This is a genomic window from Streptomyces smyrnaeus, from assembly GCF_017676345.1.
GTDB classification, from domain to species: Bacteria; Actinomycetota; Actinomycetes; order Streptomycetales; family Streptomycetaceae; genus Streptomyces; species Streptomyces smyrnaeus.
Genome location: NZ_JAFFZM010000002.1, coordinates 494,994 through 517,875, shown reverse-complemented (window position 1 = coordinate 517,875; position 22,882 = coordinate 494,994). Strand labels below are relative to the sequence as shown.

At 72.5% G+C, this 22,882-nt stretch carries 16 protein-coding genes and 1 riboswitch; of the genes, 6 read left to right on the top strand and 10 right to left on the bottom strand.

What is annotated here, in order from left to right; genetic code table 11:
• Nucleotides 1–16: 16 nt before the first annotated feature.
• Nucleotides 17–2,134, bottom strand: a complete 2,118-nt coding sequence (locus JW613_RS05785) for a nuclease-related domain-containing DEAD/DEAH box helicase (RefSeq protein WP_245225038.1) — start codon at nucleotides 2,132–2,134, stop codon at nucleotides 17–19.
• A 340-nt stretch (nucleotides 2,135–2,474) separates the two neighbouring features.
• Here JW613_RS05785 and JW613_RS05780 point away from each other — a divergent pair, with 340 nt between their 5' ends.
• Nucleotides 2,475–2,966 carry a histone deacetylase gene (locus JW613_RS05780; protein ID WP_307865798.1) on the top strand — a complete coding sequence of 164 codons (492 nt, stop codon included), beginning with the start codon at nucleotides 2,475–2,477 and terminating at the stop codon, nucleotides 2,964–2,966.
• A 174-nt stretch (nucleotides 2,967–3,140) separates the two neighbouring features.
• Here JW613_RS05780 and JW613_RS05775 read toward each other — a convergent pair whose 3' ends face one another.
• Together JW613_RS05775 and cobN are read right to left on the bottom strand one after the other, a co-directional pair.
• Nucleotides 3,141–4,049: a glycoside hydrolase family 16 protein gene (locus tag JW613_RS05775; RefSeq protein WP_209209580.1), complete on the bottom strand. Its 909-nt coding sequence runs from the start codon at nucleotides 4,047–4,049 to the stop codon at nucleotides 3,141–3,143.
• Nucleotides 4,050–4,140: 91 nt separating this feature from the next.
• Nucleotides 4,141–8,025 (bottom strand): cobaltochelatase subunit CobN, encoded by a 3,885-nt coding sequence (gene cobN / locus JW613_RS05770; protein WP_245225037.1) that lies wholly within the window; start codon nucleotides 8,023–8,025, stop codon nucleotides 4,141–4,143.
• A gap of 116 nt (nucleotides 8,026–8,141) precedes the next feature.
• A riboswitch (cobalamin riboswitch) is annotated at nucleotides 8,142–8,219 on the bottom strand.
• A gap of 163 nt (nucleotides 8,220–8,382) precedes the next feature.
• Here cobN and cobG point away from each other — a divergent pair.
• From cobG to JW613_RS05755, 3 genes are all read left to right on the top strand, one after another.
• Nucleotides 8,383–9,786 carry a precorrin-3B synthase gene (cobG, locus tag JW613_RS05765; protein ID WP_372447904.1) on the top strand — a complete coding sequence of 468 codons (1,404 nt, stop codon included), beginning with the start codon at nucleotides 8,383–8,385 and terminating at the stop codon, nucleotides 9,784–9,786.
• Nucleotides 9,787–9,908: 122 nt separating this feature from the next.
• Nucleotides 9,909–10,544, top strand: coding sequence for a precorrin-8X methylmutase (locus tag JW613_RS05760; protein ID WP_209209677.1), 636 nt, complete (start codon nucleotides 9,909–9,911; stop codon nucleotides 10,542–10,544).
• Complete coding sequence (locus tag JW613_RS05755; RefSeq protein ID WP_209209578.1) at nucleotides 10,541–12,106, top strand: precorrin-2 C(20)-methyltransferase; 1,566 nt, start codon at nucleotides 10,541–10,543, stop codon at nucleotides 12,104–12,106. Before JW613_RS05760 ends, JW613_RS05755 begins: the two co-directional genes overlap by 4 nt.
• 39 nt (nucleotides 12,107–12,145) lie before the next feature.
• On the opposite strand, the gene JW613_RS05750 is transcribed toward JW613_RS05755, so the two are convergent.
• Entirely contained in the window at nucleotides 12,146–12,898 is a 753-nt protein-coding gene (locus JW613_RS05750; RefSeq protein ID WP_209209577.1) for a cobalt-precorrin-6A reductase, read from the bottom strand.
• A gap of 17 nt (nucleotides 12,899–12,915) precedes the next feature.
• On the opposite strand from JW613_RS05750, the gene JW613_RS05745 reads away from it, so the two are divergent.
• Nucleotides 12,916–14,082, top strand: a complete 1,167-nt coding sequence (locus JW613_RS05745; protein ID WP_209209576.1) for a cobalt-precorrin-5B (C(1))-methyltransferase — start codon at nucleotides 12,916–12,918, stop codon at nucleotides 14,080–14,082.
• Between the two features lie 115 nt (nucleotides 14,083–14,197).
• Here the strand turns inward: JW613_RS05745 and cobM are convergent, their stop codons facing one another.
• Nucleotides 14,198–14,947 (bottom strand): precorrin-4 C(11)-methyltransferase, encoded by a 750-nt coding sequence (cobM, locus tag JW613_RS05740; protein ID WP_099883177.1) that lies wholly within the window; start codon nucleotides 14,945–14,947, stop codon nucleotides 14,198–14,200.
• Complete coding sequence (gene cbiE, locus JW613_RS05735; RefSeq protein ID WP_209209575.1) at nucleotides 14,944–16,218, bottom strand: precorrin-6y C5,15-methyltransferase (decarboxylating) subunit CbiE; 1,275 nt, start codon at nucleotides 16,216–16,218, stop codon at nucleotides 14,944–14,946. Before cbiE ends, cobM begins: the two co-directional genes overlap by 4 nt.
• Before the next feature lie 101 nt (nucleotides 16,219–16,319).
• Between cbiE and JW613_RS05730 the strand changes: the two genes are divergently transcribed.
• A complete protein-coding gene (locus JW613_RS05730; RefSeq protein ID WP_209209574.1) occupies nucleotides 16,320–18,194 on the top strand; it encodes a S9 family peptidase in 1,875 nt (624 codons plus the stop codon).
• Here the strand turns inward: JW613_RS05730 and JW613_RS05725 are convergent.
• The 4 genes from JW613_RS05725 to JW613_RS05710 all read right to left on the bottom strand — a co-directional run bounded on the left by JW613_RS05725 (nucleotide 18,085) and on the right by JW613_RS05710 (nucleotide 22,635).
• A complete protein-coding gene (locus JW613_RS05725; RefSeq protein ID WP_209209573.1) occupies nucleotides 18,085–18,957 on the bottom strand; it encodes an SURF1 family protein in 873 nt (290 codons plus the stop codon). The two genes, JW613_RS05730 and JW613_RS05725, sit on opposite strands and share 110 nt — an antisense overlap.
• 91 nt (nucleotides 18,958–19,048) lie before the next feature.
• Nucleotides 19,049–20,326 (bottom strand): hypothetical protein, encoded by a 1,278-nt coding sequence (locus JW613_RS05720; protein WP_209209572.1) that lies wholly within the window; start codon nucleotides 20,324–20,326, stop codon nucleotides 19,049–19,051.
• Nucleotides 20,323–20,976 carry a SigE family RNA polymerase sigma factor gene (locus JW613_RS05715; RefSeq protein WP_372447903.1) on the bottom strand — a complete coding sequence of 218 codons (654 nt, stop codon included), beginning with the start codon at nucleotides 20,974–20,976 and terminating at the stop codon, nucleotides 20,323–20,325. The genes JW613_RS05720 and JW613_RS05715 overlap by 4 nt, the downstream gene beginning before the upstream one ends.
• 378 nt (nucleotides 20,977–21,354) lie before the next feature.
• Nucleotides 21,355–22,635 (bottom strand): aspartate kinase, encoded by a 1,281-nt coding sequence (locus JW613_RS05710; RefSeq protein WP_099883173.1) that lies wholly within the window; start codon nucleotides 22,633–22,635, stop codon nucleotides 21,355–21,357.
• Nucleotides 22,636–22,882: the final 247 nt, after the last annotated feature.

The window sequence follows — 22,882 nt, the reverse complement described above, 5'->3', positions numbered from 1 at the left end:
TCTCGCCTCACGGGCGTCAGCGAGCGCAGCCTGGGCGGTGCCTCACGCTTCCCAGCCACAGCACATCGCGGGCGCGGGTCATGGCGACGAAGAGCTGGCTGCGGGCGAGTTCGCTGCGTTCCATGGCTGTCTCGTACGAAGGCCGACGGTTCGCATCCGGGCCCGGGAGCGAAACCGATTCCGGGGCCTGCGGGACTGCCGCGTCGTGGTCCGGCAGGAAGACCCGTTTGAACTCGAGTCCCTTCGCTCGCAGATAGCTGCCGATTTTGACGGCGTCGACCGGGTGGCCGTCGTACCGGTCCAGCGGGCATACCGGAATGCCCTCCCGTTCGAGGAGCCGGTGGTAGTGGTCGATTGCGCGTATGGAGGGGCACAGGACGGCGGTGTCGGGGAGCGCTCCGGGTGGGAGGGCGTGCAGGGCCTGGACGAGCGCCTGGTCGTGTGCCGCCTGCGTCGGTTCGACGACGCGGATCACTTCGCCGTCGTGGTAGGTCAAATCGACGTTGCGACGGCCTGGTGTGCGCAGTCCGTCGATGTCCTCGAAGGTGTCGTCGGCGACCACCTCCAGCGCTGCCTCCAGAATTTCGCGGCGGTTGCGGTAGTTGGTGTGCAGCACCTGTCCACGGTCGCCACGGATGTCGATCCCGGCATCGGAGAGCCGAAAGCCCCCCGGGTAGACGGCTTGCTGACCGTCGCCGACCAGGAGCAGGCCGTTGGGGGCGTCACCGACGAGGGTGTGAAGGAGTTGCACGCCGACCAGTGTCAGGTCCTGCACCTCGTCCACGACCACGGCCGCGTACGGGCGCTGTCCTTCTTCCGTACGGCGGCGGGCTTCTGCCAGGGCGAGGGAGAGCACGTCGTTGAAGTCGTGGAAACCACGTTCGGTGCGGTGCTGCTCGTACGCCTCGTACAGGCGCCAGACGGCTTGGCGGTGAACCCGGCGGAGGCTCGAGCGGCGGCGTCGGCGCGGGACGGTGGCGTACTCCTCGAATGAAGTGATGCCCCGGCCCTTGATGACGTGGTCTATCTCCTCCTTCCAGTACCGGTGGTCCGGGTCGATTTCGGTCAGCACGCTCTCCCTGCCCGTCCATTTCCACGCGAGGTTGAAGGCGGTCAGAGCCTTGCCGCGATCCAGCCGAACGGGAATTCCGCCCTCCTGCAGAAACTCCTTCGCCCAGGAGTGCAGGCTGCGGAAGTCCACCCGGTCGGCGACAGAGGGGGACATGGTTCTGAGAAAGGTGGCCTGTACTCGCGGAAGGTTGTTGGCGAAGGTGACGTACAACACACGGCCCGTGGTGTGCCTGGCGAGCCTGGCTGTACGGTGCAGGCCGACAACCGTCTTGCCGGTGCCCGCCGGGCCGCTGATCCGCGCTGGGCCTGTCCAGTTGCGGCGTACGAGGGCGACCTGGTCGGGGTGGAGGAAGGACATCCACTGCTCGATGGGGGCGCGCAGCGCGGCGTCGACGGCTGCTTCGCGGAGTCCTTCGAGGTCGAAGAGGCCGTCGGGCTGCTCCGACCGAGGTGCGGCCGCCTTACCGGCGGCGCCCGGCTCGGCGAGCGACGACGGATCGGCTCCCGAGGGGGTTACGGAGGGGTTCACCGAGGAGCCTTCGTACTCCGGGAAGACCCGGTCCAGGTGATCCGCTATGGCCCGCACGGACTCCGCGCGCAGCCGGTGCCGTTCCGACAGCAACGTTGGGCCCACCTCGCGCTCCCCCAGCAGCCGGACCCGGCCCACCTCGGCGTCGAGACGGTGCCCGGCGAAGACCATCAGCGGCTGGACCGCCACGGGCGACATACCCAACGACGCCACTGCTCCCTCGGCCGCCTTTGTCACGGCCAACAGTTTCGTCACGTGGGGGTCGCGCTGCTCGCCCCCAGCGCGGAGTTTCCCGCCGGTGGTCTCCGGTGCGGTGCGCCAGTTCTTGACGTCGATGACGAATACCCCGCCGGGACCGACCAGCAGCATGTCCACGTTCGCAGCACGGGTTCCCGGCCACTTGCGGTCCACCAGCAGCCGCCATCCGCGCGCTGTAAGCACCAACAGCTGGGCGGCGATCCGGCGTTCCCCTTCGCTGGCGGCCTCCCACCTACGGGCCTCCTCGCGGGCCGCCTGCCACTGCTCCCGGAGCAAACGCTCCTGTCGCCGTGCTTCCTGCGCCCGCCGCGACGCCGATCCACCAGCCGCCATACACGCCCCCCCCATGCGACACCGCCCGGAGCGGCGGCCTCCTTCCGGCCCGCCCCTCGTACACGGAGTAGCGATCATAGAACGGTCAGCGACAGTGACGGCAGGGCGCGTGGAGGAAGCGGTGCGGGTGGTGCGGCCGGCGGAGACTCGGGTGGAGGTGCCGGAGAGGATCTGGTACGCCGCCTACGGGTCCAATGCGCATCGGGAGCGGTTGCGGGCGTATATCTGCGGGGGGCGGCCGGAGGGGGCTGCGCGGAGTTATCCGGGGTGCCGGGACGGGCGGATGCCGACGCGGTCGGTGCCCGTCGAGCTGCCGGGGGTGCTGTACTTCGCGACGACCTCGCCCGTGTGGGGCGGTGGGCGGGCTTTCCACGATCCCGATGCGCAGGGAACGACCCTCGCGGTCGCCCATCTACTGACGCCCGCCCAGTTCTCCGATGTCGCGGCCCAGGAGATGGGCCGCGAGCCGGGTGCCGACCTGGACCTCGCCGAGGTGCTCGGCCGCGGTCGGGCGTCGCTGGGAGAGGGCCGGTACGAGACGCTGGTGAGCCCCGGGGAGCTGGATGGTTATCCGGTCGTGACGTTCACCGCACCGTGGACGGTGGCGGAGGTGACCCATGTGGTTCCGGTGGCCAGGTATCTCCGGTACCTGGCCACCGGGTTGTGCGAGACCGGCGCCTGGAGCATCGGCACGGTGGCCGCGTACCTCGCCGGGGCGCCGGGGGCGGCCGGGAGTTGGTCGGCCGCGCGGGTGCGGGAGCTGATCGACGGATAGCCGATCAGCCGGGCCGCCGAGCGGGGACAGCCGGACCGCCGAGCCGCCAAACCGCCGAGAAAGGGTGGCCGTACCGCCGTACCGACAACCGCCGTACCGCCGCACCGCCGCACCGCCGAGCAGGGCTGACCCGTAGTCGAGTGGCCGGCTACCGGCCGCCACCCCCTCCAGCCGTCAGGGGTTGTACGTGTAGCACGTCACCCACGTCGTCTCGATCGTGGCGTGGGCGCCGGGGGCCGCGTAGGGGCCGGAGAGGGCCGACTCGTTCTGGAGGGCCCAGTCCATCGGTGAGGAGGAGATGTCGCGGGTGGCGGTCTTGACCAGCTTGCCGTCGAGGAAGTACTTGACCTTGCCCGGGGTCCACTCGATGGAGGTGGTGTGCGGGGTGGTCCAGGAGGCGCCGGTGTCGACGTTCTCCTCGCTGGGGTGGGTGAAGGCGGAGATGGTGTCGTCGTTGAAGTTGCCGCCCGCCTCGGGGAAGTCCATCTCGTGGGGCTCCTCGTAGAAGAGGTGCGCCGCCTTGAAGCCGGGGTCCATCCGGGTGACCTTGAAGCGCTCGGTGTACTTGCCGTACGCGCGGTCCATGCACTTGCGGGGGACCACGGTGGCGACGTAGTTGTCGTCGCCGGTCTGCGGCCGGTACATGTCGACCTTCATGGTGCCGGTGCCGTCGTAGCCGGAGGGGGAGACGGAGACGGTCTTGTCGGCGCGGTACTCGCCGCCCCTCTCGCGGTCGTTGCCGTTGCTGTGGTTGTTCGGGTGGGCTGTGTCGTACCACCCGGTCGGGTACGCCCACCAGTTGGCGCGGTATTCACCGCTGAGGCCGCCGCAGTAGGCGTCGGCCGTGTCGACGTTGTGGTCGCAGTCGGAGAACGAGCCGACCGGCACGGTGTCGCCGTTGAAGTTCTCCGCGAACACCTGACGGAAGTCTCCGCAGTCCCCGGTCGGCATGGTGTAGTCCGTCACCCGGCATGCGTCTTCCGAGGGCGTCTCGTCGGCCGGGGCCGATCCGGCCGCCATCCATACGCAGGCGAGGGCGGCCGCCACCGCGGTGACGGCCTTGTACCCGAGTTTCCGTCTCATGGGCGGAGAGTATGCCTCCGACGCCCGACTGACGCACTCCTTTCACACGAGTAACTCGCCTACCAGAGAAGGGAGTTGAGGGATCGAGAAGTCACTCGTCCTGTTCCAGTTCGCCTTCCGTCTCCAGGTAGATCTGGCGCAGCGCGTCGAGGGTGGCCGGGTCGGGCTTGGACCACATGCCGCGGGACTCGGCCTCCAGCAGGCGCTCGGCGATGCCGTGCAGGGCCCAGGGGTTGGACTCCTGGAGGAAGGCGCGGTTGGTCTCGTCCAGGACGTAGGTCTCGGTGAGTTTGTCGTACATCCAGTCGGCGACCACGCCGGTGGTGGCGTCGTAGCCGAAGAGGTAGTCGACGGTGGCGGCCAGTTCGAAGGCGCCCTTGTAGCCGTGGCGGCGCATCGCCTCGATCCACTTGGGGTTGACCACCCGGGCGCGGAAGACGCGGGAGGTCTCCTCCACGAGGGTGCGGGTGCGCACCGTCTCGGGGCGGGTGGAGTCGCCGATGTACGCCTCGGGCGCGGTGCCGCGCAGCGCCCGCACGGTGGCGACCATGCCGCCGTGGTACTGGAAGTAGTCGTCGGAGTCGGCGATGTCGTGTTCGCGGGTGTCGGTGTTCTTGGCGGCGACGGCGATGCGCTTGTACGCCGTCTCCATCTCGCCCCGCGCGGGGCGGCCGTCGAGGTCGCGTCCGTAGGCGTAGCCGCCCCAGACGGTGTAGACCTCGGCGAGGTCGGCGTCGGTGCGCCAGTCGCGGGAGTCGATCAGCTGGAGCAGGCCCGCGCCGTAGGTGCCGGGGCGGGAGCCGAAGATGCGGGTGGTGGCGCGGCGTTCGTCGCCGTGTTCGCGCAGGTCCTGCTGGGTGTGGGCGCGTACGTGGTTGGCCTCGTCCGGCTCGTCGAGCGAGGCGGCCAGCCGGACCGCGTCGTCCAGCAGCGCCACGGCGTGCGGGAACGCGTCGCGGAAGAAGCCGGAGATGCGGAGGGTGACGTCGATACGGGGGCGGCCCAGTTCCTCGTACGGGATGGGCTCCAGGCCCGTGACGCGGCGGGAGGCGTCGTCCCACACCGGGCGGACGCCCAGCAGCGCGAGGGCCTCGGCGATGTCGTCGCCCGCGGTGCGCATGGCGCTGGTGCCCCACAGGGAGAGGCCGACGGAGGTGGGCCAGGTCCCGTTGTCCGTGCGGTAGCGCTCCAGGAGGGAGTCGGCCAGTGCCTGGCCCGTCTCCCACGCGAGGCGGGAGGGGACGGCCTTGGGGTCGACGGAGTAGAAGTTGCGCCCCGTCGGCAGCACGTTGACCAGTCCGCGCAGGGGCGAGCCGGACGGGCCCGCCGGTACGAAGCCGCCGTTCAGCGCGTGGACGGTGTGGTCCAGCTCGGCGGTGGTGGCGGCGAGCCGGGGTACGACCTCGCGGGCTGCGAAGTCGAGGATGTCGGCCACCTGCTGCGGGTGGCCGGCGGCTGCGCGGGACACCGCCTGCGGGTCCCAGTCCGCGGCCTCCATCGCCTCGACCAGCGCGCGGGCCTTCGCCTCCGCCTCGTCGGAGGTGGTGCGGGTGGCGGCGGACTCGTCCAGGCCGAGGGCCTCGCGCAGACCGGGCAGGGTGCTTTGGCCGCCCCAGATCTGGCGGGCGCGCAGGATGGCCAGAACCAGGTTGACGCGGTCCTCGCCGGCCGGAGCGGCGCCCAGGACGTGCAGCCCGTCGCGGATCTGCGCGTCCTTGACCTCGCACAGCCAGCCGTCGACGTGGAGGAGGAAGTCGTCGAAGCCGTCGTCGTCGGGGCGCTCCTCCAGGCCGAGGTCGTGGTCGAGCCTGGCCGCCTGGATGAGCGTCCAGATCTGGGCGCGGATCGCCGGCAGCTTGGCCGGGTCCATGGAGCTGATCTGGGCGTACTCGTCCAGGAGTTGTTCGAGCCGGGCGATGTCGCCGTAGGAGTCGGCGCGGGCCATCGGCGGCACCAGGTGGTCGACGAGGGTGGCGTGCACCCGGCGCTTGGCCTGCGTGCCCTCGCCCGGGTCGTTGACCAGGAACGGGTAGACCAGCGGCAGATCGCCCAGCGCGGCGTCCGGGGCGCAGGCCGCGGACAGGCCCGCGTTCTTGCCGGGCAGCCACTCCAGGTTGCCGTGCTTGCCCAGGTGGATCATCGCGTCGGCGCCGAAGCCCCCGTCGGACCGGGGGGCGGCGATCCAGCGGTAGGCCGCCAAGTAGTGGTGCGAGGGCGGCAGGTCCGGGTCGTGGTAGATGGCGATGGGGTTCTCGCCGAAGCCGCGGGGCGGCTGGATGAGGACGAGCAGGTTGCCGTGGCGCAGGGCCGCCAGGACGATGTCGCCTTCGGGGTTGTGCGTACGGTCGACGAACATCTCGCCCGGCGGCGGGCCCCAGTGCTCCTCCACGGCGTCGCGCAGCTCCTGCGGGAGGGTGGCGTACCAGCGGCGGTAGTCGGCCGCCGGGATGCGGACCGGGTTCTTGGCCAGCTGCTCCTCGGTGAGCCAGTCCTGGTCGTGGCCGCCCGCCTCGATGAGGGCCCTGATGAGGGCGTCACCGGTGTGCTCCCCGTCCTCGGGGACGAGGCCGGGGATGTCGGCGGCGCCGAAGTCGTAGCCCTCCGCCCGGAGGCGGTGCAGCAGCGCCACCGCGCTGGCCGGGGTGTCGAGACCGACCGCGTTGCCGATCCGGGAGTGCTTGGTCGGGTACGCCGACAGCACGAGGGCCAGCCGCTTCTCGGACGCCGGGATACGGCGCAGCCGGGCATGGCGGACGGCGATGCCCGCGACGCGCGCCGCGCGCTCCGGGTCCGCCACATAGGACGGCAGGCCGTCGGCGTCGATCTCCTTGAAGGAGAACGGGACGGTGATGAGCCGCCCGTCGAACTCCGGAACGGCGATCTGGCTGGCCGCGTCCAGCGGCGAGACCCCCTCGTCGTTCTGCTCCCAGTCGGAGCGGGGCGCCGTCAGACACAGCGCCTGGATGATCGGTACGTCCAGGTCGGTGAGGGCGCCCGCGTCCCACGCCTCGTCGTCGCCGCCCGCGCCCGCATCGGCCGGCTTGGCGCCGCCGGCGCCGCCCGCCGCCAGCACCGTCGTCACGATGACGTCCGCGGCGCGGAGCTCCTCGATGAGTTCGGGCTCGGGGGCGCGGAGGGACGCCACGTAGAGGGGCAGGGGCCTGCCGCCGGCCGCCTCGATGGCGTCGCAGAGCGCGGCGGCGAACGCCGTGTTGCCGCTCATGTGGTGCGCGCGGTAGTAGAGGACGGCGATGGTGGGGGCGGCCGTGTCCGTCGGTGCGGGTGTCTTGGATGTCTTCGGTGCGGGCTCGCGGTCCAGGTGGCCCCAGGAGGGGGCCGGGGCCGGGGGCTCGAAGCCGTGCCCGGTGAGCAGCACCGTGTCGGAGAGGAAGCGGGCCAGCTGGACGAGGTTCGCCGGGCCGCCGTGCGCGAGGTACGCGTGCGCTTCGGCGGCCACCCCGATCGGGACCGTGGAGGCCGCCATCAGCTGGGCGTCCGGAGCCTGTTCGCCCGTCAGCACGACGAGCGGGACGTCGGCCGCGCGGAGCAGGTCGATGCCCTCCTGCCAGGCCCGGATGCCGCCGAGCAGTCGGACGACGACGAGGTCGACGCCTTCGAGGAGAGCGTCGAGTTCGGTGGTGAGGGCGTCGGTGTCCTCGGGGATGCGGCTCGGGTTGGCGTAGCGGTAGGTGAGGGGCGCGGAGGTGCCACCTTGCGCCGCGTCCGTCGCATTCGCCGGGACCGTCGCACTCACCGGGCCCGTCACATTTGCCGCGTCCGTCGTATTCGCCGCGTCTGCCGCGCCCGCCGCCTGCGCCGCGTTCGCCGCACGGGCGCTGAGCAGGTCCGTGTCGGAGGTCGACAGGAGGAGGATCACCCGAGGCGTGTCGTCGGGGGTGGCGACGGGAGCGTCGACGGCGGCGGTGACTTCGGCGCCGGTGGGGGAGTCGGCGTTGTCACGTGACGAGAGCGGCATGCTGCGATCGGCCCTTCCTCGGGGTGTCCACGCCCCGGGCGGTCTCGGACTGGTCTCCCCTGCTCCGGAGACCTTCCGGCCGAAGACCGGGTGAGGTGCGAAGAGCGTGGGGAAGGGAGTTCCTGGCTCACCCGGCCGCGCCGGCGGCTGGGCTCACAGTGGCGGGACCGCGCCGGATTCGCACCGGCTTCCTCCCTGTCGCCGTCGCCGGCGATGAGGCGGACCGGGTGGTCCGCCGTCAGCATCGTACGGGGGCCGGGTGCGCGGCGGGAGGGCGCCCGGTGTGGAGGGCCGCGCCCCTGGGGCGGGGGCGGCGCTTCGGAAGGGGGGTGGTGGGGGGTCGGTATGCTCGCCGACATGGTCATGCCCTCCGCTCGTTCGTCCGCGTATGCCGCTGCGCCGGTTGCTGGTGCAACCAACTGCGCGGCTTCCCGGGCGCGGGAGGACGCGTGCCCGGGGGCGTTGCGGCTGCACCAGGCCGACGACGGCGGGCTGGCCCGGGTGCGGGTGCCCGGCGGTGTGCTCGACGTCGCGCAGGCCACGGCCCTGCACGCGGCGGCTTCCCGGCTCGGGGACGGCGATGTGCATCTGACCTCGCGCGGCAATGTTCAACTCCGCGGGCTCGGTGCCGACTCCGGTGTCGAACTGGCACGCATGCTGGGCGGCGCGGGGCTGCTGCCCTCCGTCGCGCACGAGCGCGTCCGCAACATCGTGGCCTCGCCGCTGTCGGGCCTGGACGGGTCCGGACACCTGGACATCCGCGGCCGGCTCACCGAGTTGGACCGGTTGGTGTGCGAGAGCGAAGAGTTGCGCGAGCTGTCGGGGCGTTTCCTGTTCGCGGTGGACGACGGCCGCGGTGATGTCGCCGCGCTCGATGCCGATGTGACCTTGGTCGCCGAGTCCGAGGGGTGCGCGCTGCTGCGGATCGGTGCGGGCCGCGGCGCCTCGGCGCTCCGCGTCGCGAGCGAGCGCGCCGCTGCCGGCGCGGTGGCCGCCGCAGAGGTCTTTCTGGAGGCCGCACGGGAGTGCGGCGTCCGCGCGTGGCGGGTGGCCGATCTCCCCATGGCGGGCGGGGAGCTGGCCCGTAGGACCGCGCAACGACTGAGGGGGGCCGCCCGAGTTGTTCCGGTTCCTGCGGAATCCGGGGTGACCGGCGACGGGCCCGCGCCCGGGTTGGTCACCGGGTCGTCGGGGACGGTCGCGCTCTGTCTGCTCGCTCCCCTCGGGCGGCTGACCGGCCGGCAGTGGGAGCTGCTCGTCCGCACCGCCGAGCGGGCCGGGAGCGGCGAGCTGCGGCTGACCCCGTGGCGCGGTGTCGTCGTACCCGGTCTCGCACCCGGGCGCGCGCCGGAGGCGCTGGCGGCGCTGGGTGCCGCGGGACTGGTCGTGGACCGAGCGTCCCCGTGGCGGGGTGTCGGGGCCTGCGCCGGACGGCCGGGCTGCGCCAAGTCCCTGACGGACGTACGCGCGGACGCCGCCACGGCGGTGGCGGGTGACGGCGCCGCGGGCGGACCGCGTGCGCTGCCCGTGTACTGGGCGGGATGCGAGCGCCGGTGCGGGCATCCGCGCGGCGACCGGGTGGAGGTCGTCGCCGGTGCGGACGGCTACCAGGTGTCCGTCATCGGGGGCAGCGGCGCGGTGCGCCCGGTACCCCGCGCCCCGCGCTCCGAGCTCGCCGCCATCGTGGCGGCTGCCCGCACCGGCGCGGGCGAGGCGGCGCACGGTCCGGTGCGCGACAACCCGGCGACGACATCCCCATGACGCGACAGCCCCAGAACGCACGACAGTCCCAGGACCAACAGCAGTCCCAGGACCAACGGCAGCCGCAGCACGAACGGCAGCTCAAGGACGAACGGCAGCCCATGACGATGAGCGGGAGCACAGTGTTCGAGTACGAGAAGGACGGCGCTGCCATCTACCGGCAGTCCTTTGCCACCATCCGCGCCGAGGCGGATCTGGCGGGGCTGCCCGCCGATGTCGGTCAGGTGGTGGTGCGGATGATCCACGCCTGCGGCATGGTCGATCTCGTACGGGACCTCGCCTACACCCCGCGCGTCGTCGAGAAGGCGCGCGCGGCCCTGCGCGCGGGGGCACCCATCCTCTGCGACGTCGCCATGATCGCCAGCGGCGTCACCCGTCGGCGGCTTCCCGCCGACAACGAGGTGGTCTGCACGCTCGCCGACCCCGCCGTTCCCCAACTCGCCGCCGAACTGGGGACGACCCGTACGGCCGCCGCGCTCGAACTGTGGCGCGACCGCCTGGAGGGTTCGGTCGTCGCGATCGGCAACGCGCCCACCGCGCTGTTCCGACTGCTGGAGATGATCGAGGAAGGCGGGGCGGACGCGCCGAGGCCGGCCGCCGTGATCGGGGTGCCGGTCGGGTTCGTCGGGGCCGTGGAGTCGAAGCAGGCGCTGGCCGAGCACTCTTCCGGGCTGGAGCACCTGGTCGTCCACGGGCGTCGGGGCGGCAGCGCCCTGGCCGTTTCGGCGCTCAACGCCATCGCGAGTGAGGAGGAATGAGCCAGGTGACCGGCACCGACCGAGTGAGGGGCGACGACGTGACCGAGAGCGCGGGCGCCGGGCGGCTGCTCGGCGTGGGGCTGGGGCCCGGTGACCCTTCGTTGATGACCGTACGTGCGGTGGAGGCGATAGCGGAGGCGGACGTGGTGGCGTACCACAGCGCCCGGCACGGCCGTTCGATCGCGCGTTCCATCGCGGCCCGCCATCTGCGCGCCGACCACATCGAGGAAGCGCTGGTCTACCCCGTCACCACGGAGTCCACCGATCATCCCGGCGGCTACCGGGGCGCGCTGGAGGAGTTCTACGCGCAGGCCGCGGCGCGGCTGGCGGCGCATCTGGACGCGGGCCGTACCGTCGCCGTGCTCGCCGAGGGCGATCCGCTCTTCTACGGCTCGTACATGCATATGCACAAGCGGCTGGCACACCGGTACCCCACGGAGGTCATTCCCGGCGTCACGTCGGTGAGTGCCGCCGCGGCCCGGCTCGGCACCCCGCTGTCCGAGGCGGAGGAGGCGCTGACCGTACTGCCCGGCACGCTGCCGGAGGAGGAACTGACGGCGCGGCTGGCCTCCAGCGACGCGGTGGCCGTGATGAAGCTGGGGCGTACGTTCCCCAAGGTGCGCCGCGCGCTGGAGCGGTCGGGGCGGCTGGCCGAGGCCCGCTACGTCGAACGCGCCACCATGGAGGGCGAGCGCACCGGACGGGTGGCCGACATCGACCCGGACTCGGTGCCGTACTTCTCGGTCGCCGTACTGCCGAGCAAGGTGGGCAAGGCGGGCAGGGCGACCGCCGCCGCGAACCCCGCCGGCTCCCTTGGCGAAGTCGTCGTCGTCGGAACCGGACCGGCCGGGCCGCTGTGGCTCACGCCCGAGACGCGGGGCGCGCTGGCCGCGGCCGACGACCTGGTCGGCTACACCACCTATCTGGACCGGGTGCCGCCGCGTGACGGACAGCGGCGGCACGGCTCCGACAACCGGGTGGAGACGGAGCGCGCCGAGTTCGCACTGGAGTTGGCGCGGCGCGGGCGACGGGTGGCCGTCGTCTCGGGCGGCGATCCGGGGGTGTTCGCGATGGCCACCGCCGTGGTGGAAGCCGCTGCCCAGGAGGCGTACGCGGACGTACCCGTTCGGGTGCTGCCCGGGGTGACGGCCGCCAACGCCGCGGCAGCCCGCGCCGGTGCGCCGCTGGGCCACGACTACGCGGTGCTCTCCCTCTCCGACCGCCTCAAGCCGTGGGAGGTCATCGCCGAACGGCTGCGCGCCGCCGCCGCGGCCGATCTGGTGCTCGCCCTCTACAACCCCGGCTCGCGCAGCCGTACCTGGCAGGTCGGCAAGGCCCGCGAGGTGTTGCTGGAGCACCGCGCGCCGGACACACCCGTCGTGCTGGCGCGTGATGTGGGCGGCGACGAGGAGCGGGTACGGGTCGTCCCGCTGGCCGAGTTGGACCCGGCCCAGGTGGACATGCGCACGCTCCTGCTCGTCGGCTCCTCCCAGACCCAGGTGTCGCGGCGGCCGGACGGCACGGAGCGCGTGTGGACCCCGAGGCGGTACCCGGAGGACTGAGCCCGAGTCCCCCGGTGCCGCGCGGCCCCGCGCCGACGGTCACAGTTCCCGTACCGCCCGCGCCGCCTCCTGGGGGTCGGTGACCACCCGTACTCCCTCCGGGACCGGGGGGCGGCGGACGACCACGACGGGGATGCCCGCCTCCCGTGCCGCCGTGAGCTTGGGCGCGGTGGCCGCACCGCCGCTGTCCTTCGTGACCAGTACGTCGATGCGGTGGCTGCGCAGCAGCTCGCGTTCGCCCTCCAGCGAGAACGGGCCCCGGTCCAGGAGGAGCTCCGTACGGGCGGGGGTCGGCGTGCCCGGTTCCGGGGGGTCGACGGAGCGGGAGAGGAACCACAGGCCGTCGCTTTCGGGCCCCGCGAAGGCGGCCAGTCCCATCCGCCCCGTCGTCAGGAAGATCCGCCGTCCCAGACGAGGCAACAACTGCGCGGCCTCCGGCAAAGAGTCCACCATGTGCCATTTGTCCCCCGCTTCCGGCACCCAGCCGGGGCGGCGGAGGGCGAGCAGGGGAACATGGGCTCCGGCCGCGGCCTCGGCGGCGTGGAAACTGATCGTCTCGGCGAAGGGATGGGTGGCGTCGATGAGTACGTCCACATGGTGTGCACGCAGCCATTCCGTCAGCCCCGCCACACCCCCGAAGCCGCCCACCCGCACCTCGCCCACCGGCAGCCGCGGACCGGCCACCCGTCCGGCCAGCGAGCTGGTGACCCGCAGGCCCGGGGTGCCGTCGCCGTCCAGCAGCTCGGCCAGGCGGCGGCCCTCCGTCGTACCGCCGAGAATCAGCACGTGCACGGCGTTCGGTTCCTTCCATGAGTGACGCGGCAGGGGGCGGGGCCAAGGGCGGGCGCGAGGCCGCAAGCGGGCACGAGGCCGCAGGCGGGCGCGACGCCCAACTCAAGCACACCGGGCTGCGGCCCGGCTGGACGACCGGAGCCTGTGCGACGGCGGCGACGACCGCCGCCTACACCGCGCTGCTGACCGGCGACTTCCCCGACCCGGTGACGATCACCCTGCCCAAGGGACAGACCCCCGCCTTCGCCCTCGCCTACGAGGAGGCGCAGCCCGGGTACGCCACCGCCGCCGTGGTCAAGGACGCGGGCGACGACCCCGACGTCACCCACGGCGCCCTCGTGCGCGCCACCGTGCGCCCCCTCGCGCCGGGCGCGGGCGTCGTCTTCCGGGCCGGGCCCGGTGTGGGTACCGTCACCCGCGCCGGACTGCCCCTGGAGGTGGGCGAGCCCGCCGTCAATCCGGTGCCGCGCCAGATGATGCGCGAGCACGTCACCCGCGTCGCGGAGCAGTACGGCGGCAGCGGCGATATGGAGATCACGCTCTCGGTCGACAACGGGGAGGAGATCGCCCGCTCCACCTGGAACCCGCGGCTGGGCATCGTCGGCGGGCTGTCGATCCTGGGGACGACCGGCATCGTCGTCCCCTACTCGTGCTCCGCCTGGATCGACTCGATCCGGCGCGGAGTGGATGTGGCACGTGCGGCAGGGCGTACCCATGTGGCCGGGTGTACGGGCTCGACCTCGGAGCGCACGGTCGTCGCCGAGTACGGGCTGCCGGAGGACGCGCTGCTGGACATGGGGGACTTCGCCGGCGCCGTCCTGAAGTACGTACGCCGCCACCCCGTGGAGCGGCTCACCATCTGCGGCGGCTTCGCCAAACTGTCGAAGCTGGCGGCCGGGCACATGGATCTGCACTCCAAGCGCTCCCAGGTCGACAAGGGCTTCCTCGCCTCCCTCGCCCGCGCGGGAGGCGCCGACGAAGAGCTCGCCGAGCGGGTCGCGGGCGCCAACACGGGGCTGGCGGCACTCCAGTTGTGTGCCGCCGCCGATGTCCCCCTCGGCGACCTGGTGGCCGAGACCGCCCGCGACGAAGCCCTCGCGGTGCTGCGCGGGGCACCCGTCGCCGTTGATGTCCTCTGCATCGACCGCGCCGGAACCATTGTGGGCCGCAGCACGGTGCGCTGAGCGCTGCGCTTCTGAGCAGGGGCTGCCCCTGTCTGCCGTCCGCAGGCTGCGGCTCCGTTGTGGCCGGTCGCGCCGTTCCCCGCGCCCCTTCGGGGCGCGGCCCGCAAGCGAGGGATCAACAAACGTGCCGCTCGCGCTCCGCCGAGTACAGGTGGCTGTCGCGGAAGTGCGAAGCCCCCAGCGTGCGGCCCACCAGGATGACCGCGGTCTTGCTGATGCCCGCGGCCTTCACCTGCTCGGCGATGTCCTCCAGCGTGCCCCGCAGCACCGTCTCGTCCGGGCGGCTGGCGAAGGCCACGACCGCCGCCGGACAGTCGGCACCGTAGGAGGGAACGAGCTCCGCGACGAGTTCGTCCACGTACCGCACCGCCAGGTGCAGTACGAGGAGCGCGCCGCTGCGTCCCAGGGTGGCCAGGTCCTCGCCCTCCGGCATGGGGGTGGCCTGGCGGGCGATCCGGGTCAGTACGACGGTCTGGCCGACGGTGGGCACCGTCAGCTCCCGTTTCAGCGCGGCAGCCGCCGCAGCGAACGCGGGCACACCCGGTACCACCTCGTACGGCACCCCCGCCGCGTCTAGGCGCCGCATCTGTTCGGCGACGGCGCTGAAGACGGACGGGTCGCCGGAGTGCAGCCGCGCCACGTCCAGCCCTTCGCCGTGCGCGCGCACCAACTCCTCCGTGATGGCGTCCAGATCGAGCTGGGCCGTGTCGACCAGCCGCGCTTCGGGCGGGCACTCGGCGAGCAGTTCGCGGGGTACCAGGCTGCCCGCGTACAGGCACACCTGGCAGGCGGCGAGCGTCCGGGCGCCGCGCACCGTGATCAGATCGGCGGCGCCGGGACCGGCACCGATGAAGTACACCGTCATCTCTCGTCCCCTCCCTCTGCCGAGTCGGTGCCCTTGCACACCGCCCACTGCGTCACCGGCATGGCCTGCCGCCAGCCCGTGAAGCCGCCCACCGGCACCCCGTGCGCCACCGAGAGCCGCACCAACTCGCCGCCGTGCCGCCGGTACCACTCCACCAACAGCGCCTCCGATTCCAGGGTGACGGTGTTGGCGACCAGCCTGCCGCCCACCGGCAGCGCCGCCCAGCAGGCGTCCAGCAGACCGGGCGCGGTCAGCCCGCCGCCGACGAACACGGCGTCGGGCGTGGGCAGTCCGGCCAGCGCGTCCGGCGCCGTGCCGGTCACCACCCGCAGCCCCGGAACCCCCAGCCGGTCCGCGTTGCGGACGATCCGCGCGGCCCGCTCCGGGTCGCGCTCCACCGTGAGCGCCCGGCAGGCCGGGTGCGTGCGCAGCCACTCCACCGCGATCGAGCCCGCGCCGCCGCCCACGTCCCACAGCAGTTCGCCGGGCGCGGGCGCCAGCGCCGCGAGCGTCGCGGCCCGTACATGGCGCTTGGTGAGTTGTCCGTCGTGCTCGTAGGCGGCGTCCGGCAAGCCGGGCACGGCGCCGAGCCGCAGCCCGTCGGCCGCCGCCGCGCATTCGACGGCGACGATGTTGAGGGGGTCGCCCGGCGGGTGCGGCCAGCCGTCCGCCGTCCCCTCGTAGCTGCGTTCGTGTGCGCCGCCGAGCTGCTCCAGCACCCGTACCCGGCTCGGCCCGAAGCCGCGCTCCCGCAGCAGCGCCGCGACCTGGCCGGGGGTGCCGGCCCCCGCGCCGAGCACCAGCAGCCGCCGCCCGTGGTGCAGCGCGGCGGCGATCCGGGCGAGCGGCCGGCCGACGACGCTGACGACCTCGCACTCCTCCAGCGCCCAGCCGAGCCGCGCGCAGGCGTGGCTGACGGACGAGGGGTGCGGCAGCACCCGGAGCGGGAGGTGCGGCAGCACGTCGGTGAGGGTGCGGCCGATCCCGTAGAAGTACGGGTCGCCGCTGGCCAGCACCGCGATCCGACGCCCCGCATGCGCCGCGAGCAGCCCGGGGACGGCGGGCCGCAGCGGGGAGGGCCACGCCACCCGCTGCCCCGCGCACTCCCGCCCCGGCAGCAGGTCGAGCTGCCGGCCACCGCCGATGATCACCTCGGCCGCGCGCAGCGCCTCCCGCGCCGGCTCGGTCAGGCCCGGCCAGCCGTCGGCCCCGATGCCGACGACGGTCACCGGCGCCGCCGCCTGGGGCGGGCCGGCGGCGGACGGGGACATCACGGGCACCTCACAGCACGGGCGGCTCGAACACGGACGGCTCGAACTGTACTGTTCGGGACCCCGCGCCCCGACCACCGGTCCCGGTCCACAATGGGCGCATGGATCAGAACGCACTGCCCGACCACGCCATGCCCGACTGGGAGAAGCGGTTCAGGGCGCCGCGCGTCTCACTGCCCGAGTGGGCCGAGGACGCACCCGCCCGGTCGCTGTTCGTATCGAACGCGACGGGCACGTTCGAGCTGTACGCCTGGGACCGGACGACCGGCGAACAGCGGCAGGTCACCGACCGGCCGAACGGCACCACGGACGGCACCCTCTCCCCGGACGGCGAGTGGATCTGGTGGTTCTCCGACACCGACGGCGACGAGTTCGGCGTCTGGATGCGCCAGCCCTTCGAGGGCGGCCCCGACGTCCGCGCCGTCGAGGGCCTGGACCCCGCCTACCCTGCGGGACTGGCGATCGGCAGGGACGGCACCGTGGTGGTCGGCCGCTCCACGGACGAGGACGGCTCCACCATCCATGTGCTGCGCCCCGGCTCCGGCGCGCCCAAACCGCCCGTCGAGATCTACCGGCACAGCGAGTCGGCCGGTGTGGGCGATCTCTCCCACGACAGCACGCTGCTGGTGATCGAGCACACCGAACACGGTGACGCCATGCACTCGGCGCTGCGCGTCGTACGGCCCGACGGATCGACCGTCGCGGAGTTGGACGACAGCGAGGGCGGCACCAAGGAGCTCGGCCTGACCGTGCTCGGCTTCGCCCCCGTCGACGGCGACCCGCGGCTGCTGATCGGCCACCAGCGGCGCGGCCGGTGGGAGCCGATGATCTGGGACCCGCTCGCGGGCACCACCACCGAGCTGGACCTGGACCTGCCGGGCGATGTCGCCGCCGAGTGGTATCCGGACGCCTCCGCACTGCTGATCGCACACAGCCACCAGGCCCGCGACGAGCTCTTCCGCTACGACCTGGCGAGCGGCGAACGCACCCGCATCGACGCGCCCGCCGGCTCCGTCATGGGCGCCACGGCGCGGCCCGACGGCACGGTGGAGTTCCTGTGGTCGTCCGCCGCCGAACCGCCGCAGGTACGTTCCACCACCGGCTCCACCGTGCTCGACCCTCCCGGGATGAAGGCACCGCGCTCGGTGCCCGTCGAGGACGCCTGGGTCGAGGGCCCCGGCGGAACCGTGCACGCACTGGTGCAGAAGCCCGCCGGGGAGGGCCCCTTCCCCACCGTCTTCGAGGTGCACGGCGGCCCCACCCACCACGACAGCGACTCCTTCGCCGGTCAGCCCGCCGCCTGGGTCGACCACGGCTTCGCCGTCGTACGGGTCAACTACCGCGGCTCCACCGGATACGGCCGCGCCTGGACCGACGCGCTCAAGCACCGCGTCGGACTGATCGAGCTGGAGGACATCGACGCCGTCCGCGCCTGGGCCGTCGACTCCGGCCTCGCCGACCCGGACCGGCTCGTCCTGGCCGGCGGCTCCTGGGGCGGCTACCTCACCCTCCTCGGCGTCGGCACCCAGCCGGAGGTGTGGGCGCTCGGGCTGGCCGCCGTGCCGGTCGCCGACTACGTCACCGCCTACCACGACGAGATGGAGGCGCTGAAGTCCATGGACCGCACGCTGCTCGGCGGCACCCCGGAGGAGGTGCCCGAGCGCTTCGAGGCGTCGTCACCGCTGACGTACGTCGACAAGGTGCGCGCGCCCGTCTACATCTCGGCGGGTGTCAACGACCCCCGGTGCCCCATCCGGCAGGTCGAGAACTATGTCGCCAGGCTGGAGGCGCGCGGCCACCCGCACGAGGTCTACCGCTACGACGCGGGGCACGGCTCGCTCGTCGTCGAGGAGCGGATCAAGCAGATCAGGCTGGAGATCGACTTCGCGTTGCGGCATCTTCCGAAGACGGACCGGGAGGGCCGGCACCCGCTTCCGGACCGTCCGGCCGGCTCTCCGACTGCTCGTCCGGAATAAGGCCCAGGGCGGCGTCCTTGGCCAGCTCCGCCTCGCGGCGGAAGAAGCGGAACCACATGAAGACCACGAATCCGGCGAACACGAACCACTGCGCCGTGTAGCCCAGATTCTGGAAGGCCTTCATGTCGAGGCCGGTGTTGTCGGGCGCGACCGGCGGCACCGGCCTCAGCGGCGCCTGCGTGCGCTGCTCGGTGAGCCAGGCGTCCTCCACGCCGTACGGGACGACGTTGACGAGCGCCGCGGCACTGATGAAACCGAGTTGCCCGTCCGGCAGCCCGCCGGTCGCCCCCGAACCGGCGTCGGTGTGCGACTCCGACGCCTGCAGCACACCCGTAACGGTGACCTCGCCCTTCGGCGGCGCCGGCACCCGGTCCGGATCCGCTTTGCCGGGCAGCCAGCCGCGTACGACCGGGACGGCCTTGTCGCCGTCGGTGGCGTCGGTCCGCAGCAGGGACAGCACGTAGAAGCCCCGCTCGTCCTCGACCGTACGGTCGGGCACGAGAAGCGGATGCGCCGTGTCGAAGCGGCCCGTCACCTCGGCCGTGCGGCCCACCGTCTCCTGGGTCAGCGGCAACAGCTCCCGCAACGGCCGCGCCTCGGCGTGGGACTGAGCAGTCGACTGCTCCTGCTGCTCCTGGTGACGGTCGACCCGGTCGTCGAAACGGCTGAGCTGCCAGCTGCCCATCAGCACGCAGACCGGGATCGCCAACACGGCGAAGATGTTGATCGCCCACCATCGCGGGGTCACCAAAAACCGGTACACGCCCCCACAGTACGACCAGCCGGGGACACCGCCGCCAACGGGCACCCCTCAGCCGACGCGGGGCACCCCCTCGCGCCCGGTGCCAAGGGGGTCAGCCCTGGGGGATGACGCCGGTGCGGTAGATCGTTCCGCTGCCGCAGGCGCCGGGTACCCGGGTGCCCGCCACGGGAGCGCCGCTCTCGGGAGTGTGCGAGACCACGACCTCGGCGTCGCCCCCGCCCGGGTCGCCGCTGCCGCCGTTGCTCTCGCCGGGCGTCCCGGTGCCGCCGCCGGCGCTGTCGCCGCCGCCGTCCGCCGAACCCTCACCGGCCCCGGCGCTGGGACCGGAGGTCTCGCCGTCGTACCGGCCGCCCTGCGGTGTGGGCGAGCTGCAGCCGCTGGGCACGAAGGCGAACTTCACCACGTACGCCTGACCGGGCCGCAGCACCACCTCGTCCCGCGAGGCAGCCGGGTCACCGAGGCCCGGGGCCGGGTCGCCGCGGGCGTGGTCGACGACCACCACCTGTCCGCCACCGCTGCCCTGCACCGAGGCGCCCACGATGCCCTCGCCCTCGACCGTGCACGCGTTGCCGGAGACATTGGCGACACGGAAACTGCCGTAGACCGTGCCGCTGCTGTCGGGCACCCCCGACTGCGCCGAACCGGCACCGAGCTGATCGCTGCCGCAGCTGGGCGCGCTGGCGCTGAGGCTCTCATTGGGGTCGGCGCTGTCACCGGGCCCCCCGGAGGGCGCCGGATGGGCGCTCCCGCCGCCCTTGTCACCCTTGTCCTTGTCCTTGTCCTTGCCGCCGGCGTGCTTGTCCTCGTCCTTGCCGCCGCTCCCACCGGAACCGGCGTCGGGGCCGCGGGTCTGCCCATGGGTGCTGGCGGCCGTCACCGGGTGGTCGTCGCCGCCGACACCGGGCACGACACCGCCGTAGAAGAGCGCGGGCACGCCGACGACGGCCACCAGCGTCGCCGCCACTCCGCCGACCATCGCCTGACGACGGTGCGCGCGGCGCGCGGGCACCGCCCGGTGCAGATGATCGAGCGTACGGTCGAGGCTGTCGGCCGGCGGCTCGATGCCGCGGACGCTGCTGTGCAGGAGCTCCCGGAGCGTCTCCTCCTCCGAGGTGAGCGCGGACTCGTCGAAGAGGTCCAGCGACATCTCCTTCGGCGCGGAGTCGTCGCCGCCGGAGCCGCCCTCCTCGGGGCCGTCCGCGGCGCGGTCGTCCGGCTCGGCGCTCTCGGTGGTCTCGTCGCTCCCGGCCCGCTCGGCGCTCTCGGTCGCCTCGTCCGTCCCGTCAGGTGTCCCGTCAGGCGTCTCGTCGCGCGGCACCCGCCGCTGACGCGGCTCCTCCCCGCCGGGGAGCCCCAGTCCCTCACTCATGACGTCGTCTCCATGGCGGTGCGCAGCGCTGCGATACCGCGCGACCCGTACGCCTTCACGGAGCCGAGGGAGAGTCCGAGCACCTCGGCCACCTGAGCCTCGGTCATATCGGCGAAGTACCGCAGCACCAGCACTTCGCGCTGGCGCCGCTGCAAGCCGCGCATCGCCTGTATCAACTGATCCCGTTCGAGCTGTTCGTAGGCCCCCTCCTCGGCGCTCGCCATGTCGGGCATCGGCTTGGAGAGCAACTTCAGCCCGAGGATGCGGCGGCGCAGTGCGGAGCGGGAGAGGTTCACGACCGTCTGCCTGAGGTAGGCGAGGGTCTTCTCGGGATCGCGCACACGCTTGCGTGCCGAGTGGACGCGGATGAACGCCTCCTGGACGACGTCCTCGCACGAGGCGGTGTCGTCGAGCAGGAGCGCCGCGAGCCCGAGCAGGGACTTGTAGTGGGCGCGGTAGGTCTCGGTCAGGTGGTCGACTGTGGTGCCATGTGCCATCGCCTCGTCAGCGTCCCCATGCTGTGTGAGCGGACGCGAGGGGCGCGCGGCGGGCCACGGCGCGATCACAGGCATGCCTCCGGCCACCGGGAGCTTTCCAGCTCCGGGGCCGGGACGACCAGGGGCCGTTGCGATTCCGAGTACCTCTGCCACGCCTGTTTGACACGTTTCCCCCCGTCAGGGTTGTACGCGACAGGCACTGTGCGCGAAAACACACCACATGCCGTCATACACACATCTCTCAGTCTCCATTCGGGGCACCTCCCGGCCGTGGGCCGCCAGAACCCCGTGTCGCCGCCCAGGCCGTCGACCGCGCTCCCCCTGCGCGTCAGGCTCTGGAGGCACAAAGACGCTCCCCGCCTGCCTGCCGGTTGCAGGGGCGGGGAGCGCCATTGTCCGTCAGTGAGCACCGCTGTGGCCAGTGGGTCCCGCAGACGCGATCCGAAGAGTCGCGGGAAACCGCGCGATCAACCACGGCCGACCCGCAGCCCGCGGGGCGTCGGGCGAGGGCACAGGTCCGTGGGGCGAGCCCTAACGGCCGGTGCCCCCGTAGACCACGGCCTCGTCCGACTCGCTGTCCAGCCCGAAGGCCGAGTGGACGGCGCGGACCGCGTCGCCCACGGCCTCCTCGCGGGTGACGACCGAGATGCGGATCTCCGAGGTGGAGATCAGCTCGATGTTGACCCCGGCGTTGGACAGCGCCTCGAAGAAGGTCGCCGTGACACCCGGATTGGTCTTCATCCCCGCACCGACGAGGGAGATCTTCGCGATCTGGTCGTCGTAGCGCAGCGAGTCGAAGCCGACGGTGCCCTGCACCTTCTCCAGCGCGGCGATGGCCTTCTTGCCCTCGGCCTTGGGGAGCGTGAAGGAGATGTCGGTCAGGCCCGTGGAAGCTGCGGAGACGTTCTGGACCACCATGTCGAGGTTGATCTCGGCCTCCGCGACGGCACGGAAGAGCGCCGCGGCCTCGCCCGGCTTGTCCGGCACCCCCACGACCGTGACCTTGGCCTCGGACGTGTCGTGTGCCACACCCGAGATGATCGCCTGCTCCATCGACTCTTCCCCTTGCCCGTCCGGCTGCTCGTTCGTGACCCACGTACCCTTCAGGCCGGAGAAGGACGACCGCACGTGGATCGGGATGTTGTAGCGGCGCGCGTACTCGACACAGCGGTGCAGCAGCACCTTGGAGCCGGACGACGCCAGCTCCAGCATGTCCTCGAAGGAGATCCGGTCGATCTTCCGCGCCTTCTTCACCACCCGCGGGTCGGCGGTGAAGACACCATCGACGTCGGTGTAGATCTCGCAGACCTCGGCGCCCAGCGCCGCGGCCAGCGCGACGGCCGTGGTGTCGGAACCGCCCCGGCCCAGGGTGGTGATGTCCTTGCTGTCCTGGGAGACGCCCTGGAAGCCGGCGACGATCGCGATGTTGCCCTCGTCGACCGAGTCCTGGATCCGGCCGGGGGTGACGTCGATGATCCGCGCCTTGTTGTGCGCGGAGTCGGTGATCAGACCCGCCTGGCTGCCGGTGAACGACTGCGCCTCGTGGCCGAGGGATTTGATCGCCATCGCCAGCAGGGCCATGGAGATCCGCTCTCCTGCGGTCAGCAGCATGTCGAACTCACGGCCGGAGGCGACCGGAGACACCTCTGAGGCAAGATCGATCAGCTCGTCCGTCGTGTCACCCATCGCCGAGACCACGACGACAACCTGGTTGCCGTTCTTCTTGGCTTCGACGATTCGCTTGGCAACGCGCTTGATGCCCTCGGCATCGGCAACGGAGGAGCCGCCGTACTTCTGCACGACAAGGCCCACGTGTGCTCGCTCCTCGAAATCATTTCCCGGGACCCCGGCGCTCCGCGCGACGCTGCCCGGAAGGATGGGATCCACTGGTCGGCTCAGTCTAACGACCGGACGGAACCGGGTCCCGTCCGCGAAGGCCCCTGCCCACCCGGGGCGAAATGACACGGAAACGTGAGCCTGTTCACGATGCGGCACGGCTCGGCCGCCCCGGTCGTCGCGTCCGCCCCGTCCGCGCAGCAGTCGTCCGCGCAGCAGTGCG